Source organism: Inquilinus ginsengisoli (genome assembly GCF_050434925.1).
Classification (GTDB): Bacteria; Pseudomonadota; Alphaproteobacteria; order DSM-16000; family Inquilinaceae; genus Inquilinus; species Inquilinus ginsengisoli_B.
In genome coordinates this window covers 5100768-5115637 of the sequence record NZ_JBNDJK010000001.1, presented here as the reverse complement: position 1 = coordinate 5115637, position 14870 = coordinate 5100768, and the positions used below count along the sequence as shown (strand labels likewise).

The following is a 14870-nucleotide window of genomic DNA, read 5'->3' as shown; positions in this document are numbered from 1 at the left end:
GGCAGGCTTCCACTATCCGATCGCGCCGGTGGTCGTCGGCTTCATCGTGGGACCGATGGCGGAGCTGCCGCTGCACCGGGCGCTGCAGAACAGCCGCGGCGACCCGATGATCCTGTTCTCCTCGCCAATCTCGATCACGCTGCTGGCGATCACCGTTCTAATCGTGGCGGTGCCGCTGGTGCTGCCCCAGATGGGCAGGGGCCGCATCCTGGCCCAGCTGGCGGCCGAGGAGGATTGAGGCTGCTCCGCCGGGCCGTGAAGGCAGGGCATGGCCCGGCAGTCATGTGCGAGCCGGCGTGTCCGGGGGCACCGCTCGCTGCGCCCCTGGCCCCGGCGTGCGTCAAGCCGGGGCCTTCAAACCGCGACGCGAGTCCGGGCCGGACCAGGCTGCCTGCGGACTCTCCCTGGCAAGAAGGCTTGCAAGCTTGATATAACCCGCAGCCATCTGCAGACCAGTAACGACCACAGTGACCCCAATATCGATCAAATCCTTGTAAGCAACCGACAGATCAGAGAACAATCGCAAACCTCGCACCGTCAACCCCAGAAAGCCCGCAAGATAGACTCCGAATGTGAACCAATCGGTCAATATCCCGGCTATCATATAGACACAGGTCAAAAATAGACCGACGAGCCCCACAAACGCACCGATGGCAATTCCTATTTTTGGTTCGGCTATCTTTCGCGGAAGCACGACAAAAACGTCAGAAACCAATGCAATCATTCCGAAAGCGGAGAGAATGACGTTTGTCATGAGAAGCTCTCTGTTTCCGGAACTCGCCTCGACAAATGACCATATCGCCAATGCTCGCGCGGCCAGCCCACCGCCGAGAAAGAATATCGCCCTGATGACGATCAGGATGCGACTCTCTGCTATCGGAACGAATTTCGTTGCTCGGACACCAATCATGAACAGGGTAAATATTCCCCGAATTCCTGCGGATATGACCTGAGAAATACCAGCTGCTATCGCGGCTATCTCTTTCGTGTTTCGCTTTCTCCCCCTGCGAGCAGAATTCTTCGAGATCAGCAGAGAGGCCGGGAGCGCCGTCATCAGGCATGCCAGATCGAGGATCGACATCGTATCGGCGTCGGCAACGAAACAATACAGCGCGGTAACGACCGGTATGTCGACCGGCTTCGTGATAAAATCCCAGGAGAATCGGAGAACCTTGGCGAGAAGGTCGATCAGCGCCCGCCAGATGTCTAGCGCGACATCAATTGCCAGGTCGGCTGCAAATTCGATTGCCGACAGGAGCACCGAAAGCGTCTGAGAGAACAGGCCATATCCGGTGCCCTCGCTATTCAAAGCCGATTGAATATTGGCGATAGCTTTCTTCATATCGTCTGATATCTTCGGGTCATTATCAATACCCTGAACCAGACCCGTGATATCGCTCGCGATATCCTCCGGAATTTCGAAACTGGGGAATCCCGCCGGACCGGACGTTCCGTCAAGGCCGGCTTTGCGATCGATCATGACCTGAAGCGTCGAGGATGACAGCAGCCCATCGCAGACCTTCGATTCCAGCCAGCGTGAGGTCGATCCGCCCTTGGCCGGGTTGGCGTTACCGGACGTCCGTTGCTGAACGCCGGCCGCCGAGAAGCCCCCGATCTGGCCCCTGGCCTGCTCGAGCGTCTGGTCGATCTGTGCCTTCCAGACAAGCAACTGGCGGCTGACCTCGTCCCTTGCCTCGAAGAGCAGCCCCGTCGTGAACTGCCCGTCAGACCCCAGCAGGTCATCCCACGCCGCCTCGGCCCCCAGCCGCATCTGCCGCCGCAACTCGCGCACGCGCCCGAGGTCGAACAGGAAACTCAACGCCTCCAGCACCTTGCCGACGGCGCCGACGATGGTGTTGAAGATGCCTTCGACCAGAGTGACCGCCTTCTCGATCGTATCGACCACGAACTCATAGGTGTAGTCGACGATCTCGTCCCCGACCTGCTTGGCCCAGGTGACGACGGTCCTGACGTCATCGGCGATCTCGTCCGCTGCATAGATGATCGCGTTCTGAACCGAGGCCGCGCAGTCCTTGACGTCGTCCCAGAAATCATCCCACGAGCCTTCCGGCGAGCCCGGGCGGGGCGGCGGCGGGGTCGTGCTCAGCGGATGTGCGGCGAGCCAAGCCTTGGTCTTCTGCTGGTCGAGGTCGTTGTCGAAGCTGGTGTGGGCTGGGGTGAGGTCGAAGGCGAAGTTCCGGTAGCAGACCGTCCGGCAGGTGTAGTCGCCCTGCGGGCAGCAGCAGATCGTCTCCATGTCGCAGCCGCGGGCGAGATAACGCATCTGGCGGCCCCCCAGGGTTCCGGCCAGCAGCGTCTGGCGGCGGTCGAGCGACCCTTTCACCATCTGGATCGAGGCGCTCATCATGCCGGCGGTGTTGTTCAGGATCGTGTCGTTTTTGCGATACTCGTCCTTGACCACGGGCTTTCCGTCATAGCCCTTGGCCTTCTTCAGGTCCGCGCCCTTGATGTTCGCCAGCTTGTCGTGCAGCTGCGCATCCGGCCGCAGCAGCAGGCTGAGGTCGCCATCCATGAAGGTGGTGAACAGGGCGAGGCTGGGGCTGGTCAGGTTGGTCGGCCGCAGGCTGATGCGGACGCGGCCGGCGACATCCGTCGGCAGCGTGGCGAAGGGCACATCGGCCGTGCCGATCGCATGGTCCACCCCGTTGCACCGGATCGTCACCGGCCGGGTCGCCCCGATGCGCACCTGCTGCTGCGCATAGGGACCGCCGGACTTGTCGTAGAGCGTGATCTCGGTCTGGATCGCCGGGGCCTTGACCGGCGCGCCGAGGCCCGGCGCCGGGATGTCGACATCCTGCATCAGCGTCGCCTCGGCGTAGAAGCGCCGGAACAGCCCGGCCAGCCGCATGGCGCGGACGGTCTTTTGATCGCCGAAATAGACCACGCCGTTGTCGGCGCCGATCAGGGTCGCCCCGCCGGCGGTGCGCTCGATCAGCACCTGGCCGGTGGCGGTGTCGATGGCGCAGATGAAGCCGCCGGCGGCCGACGCGCCATACAGCACGCCGCCATCCAGCAGCACCGCATCCAGCGGCTGTGCCAGCTTGATCTCGTTCTTGCCGCGGGCCGGCGTGCCGTCGGCGATGTTGAGGATCTTGACCGAGCCGTCCACGAGCGGGACGTAGCAGTAGCTGGCATCGCAGGCGAGCTGGTTGAAAACCGGCGCGCTGAAATGCGCCTGCCAAGCCACTTTCTCCAGGCTGGTCGGAACGGCGCACACGGTCTTCCCGTCATTGACGCACAGGACGACCGCGGACCCGTTGCAGGCGGTCTGGATCCAGCTGGGTTTCGCGGGCAGCGCGCAGCGAGCCACGCGCTGCAGATCGACCGGGTCGAGAGCGCAGACTGCCGCCCCTCCCTCCGTTACCGTGGCCAGCACCATGTCCGGGCCGAGGCTCGGCCAGCCGACCGTGTGGCCGGTGCCGTAGGCGCCGATGACGATCTGCCCGTCCCGGCTCGGCGGCACGCCCTCGGCCTTGGATGGCACCCGCACCACCCCGGACTTCTCGGAGGAGGCGAACACCGACCCGCCCCGGGCCTGCATCCAGGCTGGTTCGCCATCGCAATAGGCGATCCGCTTCGGATCCGGCGCGTCCGGCGCCAGGTCGACGAAGTAGAACCAGCCATCGGCGCAATAGACCAGCAGGCCGTCCTGGAAGGGCTCGACATTACGCGGGACCGCGTTGTCTCCAAACTTCGGGAAGACACGTATCTCCGCCCCGGTGAAATGATCGAAGCCGCGGACCACGCGATCGCCCGTGACCACCCACACGGTGTCATAGGCCAGGCAGCCGTTCAGCCAGACACCGCCGGGAAGCGATGTCTGCCAATTGCCTTCCATCGGCGAGGACCGGCCGGAGAAGAGCGGCTGCCCGGTATGCCACGTCCCGTTCTTGTCCTGCCTGGTCGCCAGATAGGGCAGCCCGTCGTCGAAACCGGCCCCCAGCCCGATCACGTCCAGCTCGCCCGGGTGCGTGGCGTCGCTTCCCGGGCCGCTGGCCACCACCAGGGCGTGGTAGACAAGCTCAGGATTCCCGAGCGGGCCATTGCTCTTCGATGAGGGCGCATGCCAGGCGCCATCCTTGTCCTGATAAGTGGCGAGATAGGCCTTGCCGTCCGTTCCCAGGCAGACGACTTGGAGGTTGCGGTCGGCCCCGATATGGGCCGCGACCGTGGCGTAGGGCCGGCTTTCGTTGCCCAGCGGGCCACCATATTTCTTCGAGACATGCCAAGCCAGCTTCTTGTCCTGCCAGGCGGCCAGGTAGATCTTCCGGTCGGTACCCAGCCCCATGACCTGCAGGTTGCCGCCATTGCTCAGCGCGGCGGCCAGCGCCGTGTAGCGATGCTTCGGATTTCCGATCGGCTCGCCCCGGACGCTCCAGCCGTCGCTGAGCGAGGCGACCCAATAGGCCCGCCCGTCGGTCCCGAGGCCCAGCAGCTGCAGCCAGCCCTGGGCGTCCGTCACCGGCACGATGGCCGCGTAGGATATCCCCGGGGTGCTGAGAATGCGGCCATCGGCCTGCCAGCGGCCGGCATCGTCCTGCGTCGCGACGACGTAGATCCGCCCATCCGTCCCCAGGCCGAACACGTTCAGATAGCCGGCGCCGCGATGGGCCGCCACGGCCGTGTAGCGGCGCGCCGGGTCGCCCATCGGACCGGCATTCGCCGGGATCGGCTCGATCCATGTGCCATCCTCGTACTGCCAGGCGGCGAGGTAGATCTGCTGGTCGGCCCCAGGCCCAGCACCTGCAGGCGGTCGCTATTGCCGCTGGCCAGGGCGACGGCCGAGAACGTTCCCGACTGGAACGCCAGCACGTTCGTGTCCGGCACCGTCCAGGCGCCGGTGGCGTGCGACTGCCAGGCGGCCAGATACAGCGCGCCGTCGTCGCCGACCCCGACGAGCTGCAGGTTCCGGCTGTTGCCCTGGTGCAGGGCCAGGGCGGCGAAGGGCGGGAACGGACTCGGCATCGGAACCTCCTGCGCTTGCGGGCGTCGCGGCCGTCGATCCGGGGTATGTCGGGCTGCCCGCCCTGTTGCGGGTGGGCACGGCGACCGCGGTTCTTGTCACTATCGGCAAGGCGCGACGGCGGGACAACAAATGGCATTTGCCGCGCAATTGACGACAATTTGACGGGCCGGCCGCTTGCCGCCCCACGTTTGTGCCGGCGGCCAAAGATGCTACCCCTGTCCGCCCGATCCCCAAGCTGTAGAGGTCAGGATGAGGCTGATTGCCCTCCTCTGCGCCGCCTTCTTTGCGATCGCGCCCGTCACGCCCGCCGCCGCCGGCGACAAGAAGGGAGTCGCGATCGGCCCCAGGGACGGCAACGCGGCCGAGACGATCCGGCGGCTCGACGCCCGCTGGTACTACACCTGGAACACCGAGCCGATCGCGCAGGCCGGGTCGGCGCAGTTCGTGCCGATGATCTGGTCGGACGGGGCGATGGCGGACCGGCAGGTCGCGCAGCTCGGCGGGGACGCAAAGCTCTGCGCGCTGCTGGCCTTCAACGAGCCGGACGGAAAGCGCCAGGCGGACATGTCGGTCGACCAGGCTGTCGACGCCTGGGACAAGATCCGCCCCCTCGCCCGCCGCATCGGCAGCCCGGCCGCCGTCAACGCGCTCGGCCCCTGGTTCGAGGGCTTCTCCGCCCGGATGGCCGAACAGGGCAAGGACTATGATTTCGTCGCCGTCCACTGGTACGGGGCGCCGTCGGCCAAGAGCTTCCTGCGCAAGATCGACGACATCCACGAGGCCTATGGAAAGCCGATCTGGATCACCGAATTCGCCGTGGCCGACTGGGCCGCGCGGGACGGCCGCAAGAACCGGTACGGCACCGAGGCGACGGAACGCTTCATGACGACGGTCCTGCCCGAGCTGGAGCGCCGCCCCTATGTCGAGCGCTATGCCTGGATGGGCGCCGGCGCCTATCGCGAGGCGACCGTCACCTCGCGGCTGGTCGACGACACCGGCGCGCTGACGGCACTCGGCCGGATCTATGCCGAGTTCGACGGGAACGATGTGGGGTCTGTCACGACCGAGCCGCCCTGCGCCGCCGGAGAGTGACCCCTACTCCACGCAGTCCAGCAGGTCACCGAGCTGGCCGATGCGGCGCTGGATCGTGGCGGCGCGGCCGGCGACGTAGCGCGACGGCTTGCCGGCCGACCAGCCGCGCGGGTTCGGCAGCACCGCGGCCAGCAGCGACGCCTCGCGCGCCGAGAGCTGCGAAGCACTCTTGCCGAAATAGGCCTGCGACGCGGCCTCGACCCCATAGATGCCCGGGCCGAGCTCGACCACGTTGAGATAGACCTCCATGATCCGGCGCTTCGGCCACAGCGCCTCGATCATCACGGTCAGATAGGCCTCGAAGCCCTTGCGGATGAAGGTGCGGCCATCCCACAGGAAGACGTTCTTCGCCGTCTGGTTCGAGATGGTGCTGCCGCCGCGCAGCCGGCCGACGCCGGACCGGTAGCGGTCCCAGGCCTGCTGCATCGACTGCCAGTCGAAGCCGTCATGCCGGCAGAACAGGTTGTCCTCGGCCGCCACCGCGGCCTTGGCCATCACCGGCGCGATCTCGCCCCACGGCACCCAGTCGCGGTGCCAGCCCTCGCCCTCGAACAGGCGCAGCACCATCAAGGGCGTCGCCGGCACCGGCAGCACGCGGTAGACGATCGCCAGCGCCAGCGGCGCCAGGACCAGCAGGGCGAACAGGCTCCACAGGATCTTCGACCACCAGCGCCGCCGGCCCCACCAGCGGCCGAGCGCGCCGGGCAAGGAGAGGCGCGGCAGGGGCAGGCGTGACAGCCGCCAGCGCGAAGACGCCCGGCGCCGCGCCGCCCTTGCCATGTCAGCGCAGCCAGCGATGCAGCCGGTCCGCCGCCTCGGCCATCTCCTCGGTCGCGCCGGCGAAGGAGAAGCGCATGGTGGCGTGGCCGCGCACCGGATCGAAATCGACCCCCGGCGTCGCCGCCACCCCGGTCTCGGCCAGCATGCGCCGGCAGAACTCGATGCTGTCGTTGGTCAGGTGGTCGATCTCGGCATAGAGATAGAAGGCGCCGTCGGCCGGGGCCATCCGGTCGAAGCCGGCGCGCGGCAGCGCCTCCAGCAGCAGGCTGCGGTTGCGGGCGTAGCGGACGACGTTGCGGTCCAGCTCCTCGCCGCAATCGAAGGCCGCCACCGCCGCGTATTGCGACAGGGTCGGCGGCGAGATGGTGAGGTTCTGCGCCAGGCATTCGACCGGCCGCAGCAGCTCCTCCGGCAGCACCAGCCAGCCCAGGCGCCAGCCGGTCATCGAATAGTATTTCGAGAAGCTGTTGACGATGATGGCGCTGCCGCTGGTCTGCAGCGCCGTGGCCGTCCCCATGCCGTAGGTGATGCCGTGGTAGATCTCGTCCGACACCAGGCGGATCGCGCGCGAGTCACAATAGGCGGTGAGATCGGCCAGCGCCTCGGGCGACAGCATGGTGCCGGTCGGATTGGCCGGGCTGGCGATGATCAGCCCGTCGAGCCTGCCGCCATGCTTCTCCAGCAGTTCCGGCGTCGGCTGGTAGCGGGTGTCCGGCCCGGCCGGGATCTCCACCGCCTCGATGCCCAATGCCGTGAGGATGTTGCGGTAGGCGGGGATAGCCCGGCGCCGCCAGCGCCACCCGGTCGCCGACGTCGAAGGCGGCCAGGAAGGCCAGCAGGAAGGCACCGGAGGAGCCGGTTGTCACCACCACCTGCTGCGGCGCCACCGCGGTGCCATAGGCGCGGCCGTAATGGTCGGCGATGGCCTGGCGCAGCGGCGGGATGCCCAGCGCCACGGTGTAGCCGATCCTGTCGTCGCGCAGCGCCGCCTGCGCCGCCGCCAGCACGCCGGCCGGCGCCGGGGTGCTGGGCTGGCCGACCTCGAGATGCAGCACGTCGCCATGCGTCTTCTCGCGCGCGGCGGCGGCGGTCATCACATCCATGACGATGAAGGGCGGCACCTGGCCGCGGCGGGAAATTTTCATGACAGGCGGGTCTCGGCGGCAGTCGTGGCGGGCATCGCGCCACCGGGTCGACACAGTCGGCCGATAGCGTGATGATCCATCGCAATGGATCGCCGGCACGGAGGGAGCGGAGCGTTGGGACGGGTCATTCGGATCTTGGTGCTGGCCCTGGCGACGGTCATCGTCGGGCCGCTCGCGGCGGCCCAGGCGCAACGCATTCCGGTGGTCCGCGACGCCGAGATCGAAACTAGCATCCACAGGATGCTGACGCCAATCTTCCGGGCGGCCGGACTGAACCCGGAGGCGGTCACCATCTTCCTGGTCAATGACGACGACATGAACGCCTTCGTCGCCGGCGGCCAGAACATCTTCGTCTATTCCGGGCTGATCCTGCAGACCCGCAGCGCCGGCGAGCTGATGGCGGTGCTGGCGCATGAGACCGGCCACATCGCCGGCGGCCATCTGGTGCGCGGCGCGGAGCAGATGGAGCGCAGCCGGCTGATCGCCACCATCGGCTCGCTGCTGGGCGCCGCCGCCGGCGCCGCGTCCGGGCGCGGCGACGCCGCCATGGCCGGCGCCATCACCGCCCAGGACATGGTCCGGCAGAACATGGTCAACTTCACCCGCGGGATCGAAAGCTCGGCCGACCAGGCGGGCCTGCGCTTCCTGGCCCAGGCCGGCATCCCGGCCGACGGCATGCTCAGTTTCCTCGAGCGCATGCAGGATGCCGAGCTGGCCCGCCCGACCGGCTCGGAATACACCCGCACCCATCCGCTGACGCAGGACCGGATCGAGACGGTGCAGGAGGCGGTCGAGAAGTCGCCGCTGCGCGGCCGCCCGATGCCGCCGGGCTATGACGACATGTTCGCGCGGATGCGGGCCAAGCTGTTCGGCTTCACCGAGCCGCAGAGCGTGGCCCGGGTCTATCCTCCCAGCGACACCAGCATCCCGGCGCAATACGCCCGGGCGATCGCCGCCTATCGCAACAATGTCTTCGCCGACGCGCTCGGCCGCACCGACGCGCTGATCAAGGCCGAGCCGCGCAACCCCTACTACCTCGAGCTGCGCGGCCAGATCCTCTTGGAGACCGGGCGCCTGGCCGAGGCCCGGCCCTATTACGAGCGCGCCCTGGCGCTGCTGCCGGGCGAGCCGCTGCTGCTGATCCCGCTGGCCCAGACCAAGATCGACCGCGGCTCGGATGCCGAGCTGCGCAGCGCCATCCGCGACCTGGAGCGGGCCAGCGTCGACCCGGAGCAGACGCCGCCGATCGTCTGGCGGCTGCTCGGCACCGCCTATGGCAAGGTCGGCGACATGGGCAAGGCGTCGCTGGCTCTCGCCGAGGATAACCTCGCCCGCGGCGACAGGCCAAACGCGCGAGCCCAGGTCGACCGGGCGCTGCAGCTGCTGCCGCGCGGCTCGCCCGGCTGGCGCCGGGCCCAGGACCTGCAGCGGCAGGCCGAGGACAAGCCGCGCTGAGAGCCGGCACCGAGCCATGCCGCTGGCGCAGACCGTTGCGGTCGAATGCCGCCGCAGCCGCGGTAACCCTTGATCATCCCGTCGCGAAAGGCGACTAGTGGGACATGATCCAGCGAAAGGATACCCCGATGCTCCGCCTCCGCCTCGCCAGCCTGGCCGCCCTTGCCGCGGTGGCGATCGCGTCGCCGTCGGCATGGACCCAGGAAAGCGCCGCGCCGGCCCCGGCGCAAAGCACGCCCGCGATCGACCCGGTGCAGAAGGAGGCGATCGAGCAGGTCGTGCGCGACTACATCCGCGCCCATCCGGAGATCGTGGTCGAGGCGCTGGACGCCTATCAGACCAAGAAGGACGAGGAGGAGCGCTCGGCCCAGGCCAAGACGCTGACCAGCCGGGCCGACGAGCTGTTCCGCAGCGCGTCCTCGCCGGTGATCGGCAACGCCCAGGGCGACGTCACGCTGGTCGAGTTCTTCGATTACCAATGCGGCTACTGCAAGCGAGCCCAGCCCGATCTGGAGCGGCTGGTGAAGCAGGATGGCGGGCTGAAGGTGGTGCTGAAGGAGTTCCCGATCCTCGGGCCGGCCTCGGTGACTGCGGCCCGCGCCTCGCTGGCGGCGCAGATGCAGGGCAAGTATCTCGAGTTCCACATCAAGATGATGGGCCTCAAGGGCCAGCTGACCGACGAGGTGATCTACGACACCGCCAAGCAGGTCGGGCTCGATGTCGACAAGCTGAAGCAGGACATGAACGACCCGGCGGTGGTGGCGGAGCTGCGCGCCAACATGGATCTGGCCCAGGCGCTGGGGGTGCAGGGCACGCCGGCCTTCGTCATCAACGACCAGATCATCCCCGGCGCCGTCGGCTTCGACGCGCTGAAGAGCCAGATCGACAAGGACCGGGCGGGCTGAGAGAGATCGTTGTAAATGCTACTGGTGCGGCCGTCTGACGGCGGTTTCTGCGCTTCCGGTGCTCACGGACTATAACGTCCGCTGCGCGCCGGTTCTCGAAACCACCACCAGCCGACTCACACCAGCGCATTTCCCAACGGTCTCTCAGACCGGCGGCGGGCTCAGGCGAGCTGGACATCGGTCCGCGCGAAGTCCGCGCCCTTGCACAAGATGGGAGCACGATGGGTGGTTGCGCAGGCATAGGCGAAGCAATCACCCATGTTCAGCTGGGCCGGGTGCCCTCTTCCCTTGCCATAGCGATCGAAGGCCTTCAGCGCCGTCGACGCCTCCTGGGCGCCGATCCCGACGACATCCACCTTCGCCATCGCAAGGAACTCCCGGACATCGGTCTCGGCCTCCGCGACGCTGCCGTGGCGCTTTCGGCAGATCCCGAGCACCGCTTCGAACACCGCGATCGCCGAGGTGATCGGCTGCCGCGCTGCCCCTAAGCGGTCGGCCAGGGCATCGGCGTCGGCTTCCCGGGTAAGGATAGCGACGATGGCAGAAGCATCGACGAACATCAGAGGTCGCCGCTCAGCTCGTCGTAGAACGCCTTGTCCGCTTCGAGCCCGGTTGCCGGCCGGGCAGCGATGCGGTGCTGCAGCGGCCGTAACCGCTCGCGCAGGGGAACGGCCTCCTCGTCGCGGCGCAGCTCGTTCTCGACCGCCAGACGCACGGCCTCGGTGAGGCCGAGGCCTTTTCGTTTGGCGAGCTTCCGGACCAGCCTGTCCGTGAGCTCATCCCGGATGCTGAGCGGCATCACGATCTCCTTGTATATACGTCATGACATGAGCATCATGACGTATATAAGATCGACACGATAGGCCCATCACGGTTCTATGGCCTGCGGCGGCCGACGGCAGGCGGCGCCTCCTCCTCATCAATCAGGTCGAGGCGGGATTCCAGTTCGCGGATGGCGCTGCGCTGGGTCAGGACCTGGACGCCGAGCCAGATCATGGCGGCGATCATCAGCAGGAACACGATCGGGTCGATCACGGACGTCTCCTCGCGCTGAGACGGATGGGGGAAGGGTGTCAGTCGGCAGGGCCGCCGAGCGCCCGCAGGATGGCACCGGCGATCTCCGGCGCGCGGTCGGCCAGACCGCCTTCGAGCCGGCCGTAGAGCAGGAACACCGCCGGCTGCAGCACGCAGCCGAAGGCGATGGCGGTGGCCAGCCGGGGGTCGGCGATGGTCACGGCGCCCTCGCGGATGCCGTCGGCGATCACCGCGCCGATGACGTCGCCGGGGTTGGGCTCGCCCAGCGCCAGGCTGGGCAGCGCCCGGTGCTGGACGATCAGCAGGAAGCGGAACAGCGACGGGTCGCGGTCGTGCAGTTCGCAGCAGGCCTCGACCATCGCCCGCATCCGGGCGGCGAAGCCGGCCAGCCCGTCCTGCGCCGCATGGACCTGGCGGCCGAGCGCGACATAGCGGTCGGCGAACAGCCCGGCCACGAACTCGTCCTTCGAGGTCAGGTGGCGATACAGCGCCGCCTCGGTGACGCCGACCGCGGCGGCGATGTCGCGCACCGAGGTGCCCTCGACCCCACGCTCGGCGAACAGACGGATGGCCGCCTCCTCCATCCGCGCCCTGGTGTCCCTGCCCTTGCCGGCCATGATGTGACTCAAGAAGTTAGTAATCGTTAACTAACTTATGGCGGGGCGGATGAGGATGTCAATGCCTCGCTGTCATTGCGGCGAGGAGGCTCTCAGTCCTTGGCGGCCATGAACCGCAGGATCGCCTCGGCGACGGCGTTGGGGGCCTCGCGCTGGGGGAAATGGCCGATGCCGGGCAGCACGTCGCGCTCGTATCGGTCACGGAAGAACTTTTCCTTTCCGGCCGAGGTCGAAGGGTCGTTGCACGGGTCGGAGCCGCCGTGCAGGACCAGGGTCAGGACCGCGATCTCCGGGCTCGCGGCCAGCCGCGCCTCGATCTCGTCGTAGCGCGGGTCGCGCGGCGCCAAGCCCCAGCGCACCCGGTAGGAGTGCAGCACGACCTCGGCCCAGTCCGGGTTGTCGAAGGCCGCGGCCGTGTCCTCGAACTCCTCGTCGGACAGCTCCCAATCCGGGGTCCAGATCCGCCAGATGTGGCGGGTGAAGCCGCGGCGGTCATCGCGCACCAGATCGGCGCCGCGATCGAGCGTCATGTACCAGTGGTACCAGTAGTTCTGGACCTGGTTCAGGCTGAGCGGCTGGTCGGGCGCGTTGGTGCCCCAGCCGACCGACATGGCGATGCAATGCGACACCCGCTCCGGCGCCAGGGCGCTGATGATGTAGGCAGCGCGGGCGCCCCAGTCGTGCCCGATCACCACGAAGCGATCGAGACCCAGCGCGTCGGCGAAGTCGAGCACATCCTGCCCCAGCGCCGCGAGCTGGCCCGAGCGCATGGTGGCGGGGTCGCGGAAGGTGGTGCCGCCGAAGCCGCGGAGATTCGGCGCCAGGGTGCGGAACCCGGCCTCGTGCAGCGTCGGCAGGACCCGGTCCCAGGTGCCGAGATGGTCCGGCCAGCCGTGCAGCAGCACCATCGGCCGGCCGTCGCCAGGCCCCGACTCCTCATAGGCGATGCGCAGCAGCGGGGTGTCGACGGACGCGGTCCGGGTCACGGCTCTCTCCCTGGCCTCATTCCTTCACCGCGCCGGTCATGCTGGAGACGTAGTGCTCGACGAAGAAGGAGTAGAGCAGCACCACGGGCAGCGAGCCCAGCAGGGCGCCGGCCATCAAGGCGCCCCATTGGTAGGTGTCGCCCTGGACCAGCTCGGTCAAGACCCCGACCGGCACGGTCTTGCGCTCCGAATCCGAGATGAAGGTCAGGGCGTAGATGAACTCGTTCCAGGACAGGGTGAAGGCGAAGATCCCGGCCGAGATCAGTCCGGGCACCGCCAGCGGCAGGGTGATCCGGCGCAGGATCTGCAGCCGCGAGGCGCCGTCGATGATGGCGCATTCCTCCAGCTCGAACGGGATCGAGCGGAAATAGCCCATCAGCAGCCAGGTGCAGAACGGCACCAGGAAGGTCGGGTAGGTCAGAATCAGCGCCCATTGGCTGTTCAGGAGGCCGAGCTGGCCGAGCTGGACCGCCAGCGGGATGAACAGGATCGAGGGCGGCACCAGATAGGCCAGGAAGATCGCGAGTCCGACCCAGCGCGCCCCGGTGAAGCGCAGCCGCTCGATCGCATAGGCGGCGAGGACGGAGCAGACCAGCGCCAACGTGGTCGACCCGACCGCGATCACCATCGTGTTCCACAGCCAGGCCGGGTACGAGGTCTCGAACAGCAGGAACTGGATGTGCCGCAGCGTCGGCTCGGCCACCCAGAGCGGGTTGAAATCCTTGTAGTTGTACAGCTCGGCGTTCGATTTGATCGAGGTGATCCCCATCCAGTAGAACGGGAACAGCAGCACGAAGACGAACACCGCGAGCGGCAGGTAGACCGTCACCACCCGGCGCGGCAGCCGCTCCAGATAGCCCATGCCGCCTTCGTCGCCGACGACATCGCTCTTGATCGCCATCAGTCGCGCCCTCCCTGCTGCCAGCGCTGCCGCTGCAGGCCGAAATAGCTGAACATCACCGCCGCCAGCAGGAACGGGATCATCGCCGAGGCGATCGCCGCCCCCTCCCCCAGCTGGCCGCCGGGGATGGCGCGCTGGAACGACAGGGTCGCCATCAGATGGGTCGCGTTCAGCGGCCCGCCGCGGGTCAGCACATAGATCAGCTGGAAGTCGGTGAAGGTGAACAGCACCGAGAAGGTCATCACCACCGCGATGATCGGCGACAGCATCGGCAGGGTGATCCAGCGGAAGCGCTGCCAGTTGGTGGCGCCGTCCAGCACCGCCGCCTCGTACAGCGATTGCGGGATGGTCTGCAGCCCGGCCAGCAGCGTGATGGCGACGAAGGGGATACCGCGCCAGATGTTGGCGGCGATCACCGAGGCCCGGGCGTTGGCCACGTCGCCCAGGAAGTTGATCGGCGTGTCGATCAGGCCAAGCTTGATCAGGGCCCAGGAGATCACCGAGAACTGGGCGTCGAAGATCCACCAGAAGGCGATGCCGGACAGGACGGTCGGCACCACCCAGGGCAAGAGCACGATGGCGCGCAGGAAGGCCTTGAACGGCAGGTGCCGGTTCAGCAGCAGCGCCAGCCACAGGCCGAGCACGAATTTGAACAGGCTGGCGACGGTCGTGTAGAGGATGGTGTTGAACACCGACAGCCAGAAGATCGAGTCCTCCCAGAGGTACTCGTAGTTCTCGATGCCGATCCAGATGCCGGGCCGGCCGAGGCGCGTGTCGGTGAAGCCGAGATAGACGCCGAGTCCGAGCGGATAGGTCAGGAAGAGCAGCAGGACCACCGCGGCCGGCAGCAGGAAGGCCAGCCCCAGCGCGTTGCGGCTTTCCATCATCCGCGCCATCCACGACGCGGTCGGGGGCGGCGATCTTCGCTGCGCGATCGTCGACATCTGTCCTCCACTCATGCGGCAGA

The 14870-nt window shown here is 67.5% G+C and carries 14 protein-coding genes and 1 pseudogene; 4 read left to right on the top strand and 11 right to left on the bottom strand.

Annotation, left to right across the window (positions count from 1 at the left end; genetic code table 11):
* Window positions 1–28: 28 nt before the first annotated feature.
* Window positions 29–238: a hypothetical protein gene (locus QFZ27_RS24420; protein ID WP_429229061.1), complete on the top strand. Its 210-nt coding sequence runs from the start codon at window positions 29–31 to the stop codon at window positions 236–238.
* Between the two features lie 102 nt (window positions 239–340).
* Here the strand turns inward: QFZ27_RS24420 and QFZ27_RS24415 are convergent, their stop codons facing one another.
* On the bottom strand, window positions 341–4669 hold the full coding sequence (locus tag QFZ27_RS24415) for an outer membrane protein assembly factor BamB family protein (RefSeq protein WP_429229060.1): 4329 nt from the start codon (window positions 4667–4669) through the stop codon (window positions 341–343).
* Window positions 4609–4986, bottom strand: coding sequence for a hypothetical protein (locus QFZ27_RS24410; protein ID WP_429229059.1), 378 nt, complete (start codon window positions 4984–4986; stop codon window positions 4609–4611). Before QFZ27_RS24410 ends, QFZ27_RS24415 begins: the two co-directional genes overlap by 61 nt.
* Window positions 4987–5236: 250 nt before the next feature.
* On the opposite strand from QFZ27_RS24410, the gene QFZ27_RS24405 reads away from it, so the two are divergent.
* A complete protein-coding gene (locus QFZ27_RS24405; RefSeq protein WP_429229058.1) occupies window positions 5237–6079 on the top strand; it encodes a glycosyl hydrolase in 843 nt (280 codons plus the stop codon).
* A gap of 3 nt (window positions 6080–6082) precedes the next feature.
* Here QFZ27_RS24405 and mtgA read toward each other — a convergent pair whose 3' ends face one another.
* Window positions 6083–6859, bottom strand: coding sequence for a monofunctional biosynthetic peptidoglycan transglycosylase (mtgA, locus tag QFZ27_RS24400; RefSeq protein ID WP_429229057.1), 777 nt, complete (start codon window positions 6857–6859; stop codon window positions 6083–6085).
* Window position 6860: 1 nt separating this feature from the next.
* Window positions 6861–8004: pseudogene (locus QFZ27_RS24395) on the bottom strand (aminotransferase class I/II-fold pyridoxal phosphate-dependent enzyme).
* A 114-nt stretch (window positions 8005–8118) separates the two neighbouring features.
* Here QFZ27_RS24395 and QFZ27_RS24390 point away from each other — a divergent pair.
* Window positions 8119–9459: a M48 family metalloprotease gene (locus QFZ27_RS24390; RefSeq protein ID WP_429229056.1), complete on the top strand. Its 1341-nt coding sequence runs from the start codon at window positions 8119–8121 to the stop codon at window positions 9457–9459.
* 128 nt (window positions 9460–9587) lie between these two features.
* Window positions 9588–10364, top strand: a complete 777-nt coding sequence (locus QFZ27_RS24385; RefSeq protein WP_429229055.1) for a DsbA family protein — start codon at window positions 9588–9590, stop codon at window positions 10362–10364.
* 161 nt (window positions 10365–10525) lie between these two features.
* Here QFZ27_RS24385 and QFZ27_RS24380 read toward each other — a convergent pair whose 3' ends face one another.
* The 7 genes from QFZ27_RS24380 to QFZ27_RS24350 form a co-directional block, all read right to left on the bottom strand.
* Complete coding sequence (locus QFZ27_RS24380) at window positions 10526–10924, bottom strand: type II toxin-antitoxin system VapC family toxin (protein ID WP_429229054.1); 399 nt, start codon at window positions 10922–10924, stop codon at window positions 10526–10528.
* Window positions 10924–11163 carry a type II toxin-antitoxin system VapB family antitoxin gene (locus tag QFZ27_RS24375; RefSeq protein ID WP_225766681.1) on the bottom strand — a complete coding sequence of 80 codons (240 nt, stop codon included), beginning with the start codon at window positions 11161–11163 and terminating at the stop codon, window positions 10924–10926. Before QFZ27_RS24375 ends, QFZ27_RS24380 begins: the two co-directional genes overlap by 1 nt.
* A 77-nt stretch (window positions 11164–11240) precedes the next feature.
* Window positions 11241–11399, bottom strand: coding sequence for a hypothetical protein (locus QFZ27_RS24370; protein ID WP_429229053.1), 159 nt, complete (start codon window positions 11397–11399; stop codon window positions 11241–11243).
* A gap of 38 nt (window positions 11400–11437) precedes the next feature.
* Window positions 11438–12016, bottom strand: coding sequence for a TetR/AcrR family transcriptional regulator (locus QFZ27_RS24365; RefSeq protein WP_429229052.1), 579 nt, complete (start codon window positions 12014–12016; stop codon window positions 11438–11440).
* A gap of 92 nt (window positions 12017–12108) precedes the next feature.
* Window positions 12109–13002 (bottom strand): alpha/beta fold hydrolase, encoded by an 894-nt coding sequence (locus tag QFZ27_RS24360; RefSeq protein ID WP_429229051.1) that lies wholly within the window; start codon window positions 13000–13002, stop codon window positions 12109–12111.
* A 16-nt stretch (window positions 13003–13018) separates the two neighbouring features.
* Window positions 13019–13903, bottom strand: a complete 885-nt coding sequence (locus tag QFZ27_RS24355) for a carbohydrate ABC transporter permease (RefSeq protein WP_429229050.1) — start codon at window positions 13901–13903, stop codon at window positions 13019–13021.
* Window positions 13903–14847 (bottom strand): carbohydrate ABC transporter permease, encoded by a 945-nt coding sequence (locus QFZ27_RS24350; RefSeq protein WP_429229049.1) that lies wholly within the window; start codon window positions 14845–14847, stop codon window positions 13903–13905. Before QFZ27_RS24350 ends, QFZ27_RS24355 begins: the two co-directional genes overlap by 1 nt.
* Between the last annotated feature and the right edge of the window lie 23 nt (window positions 14848–14870).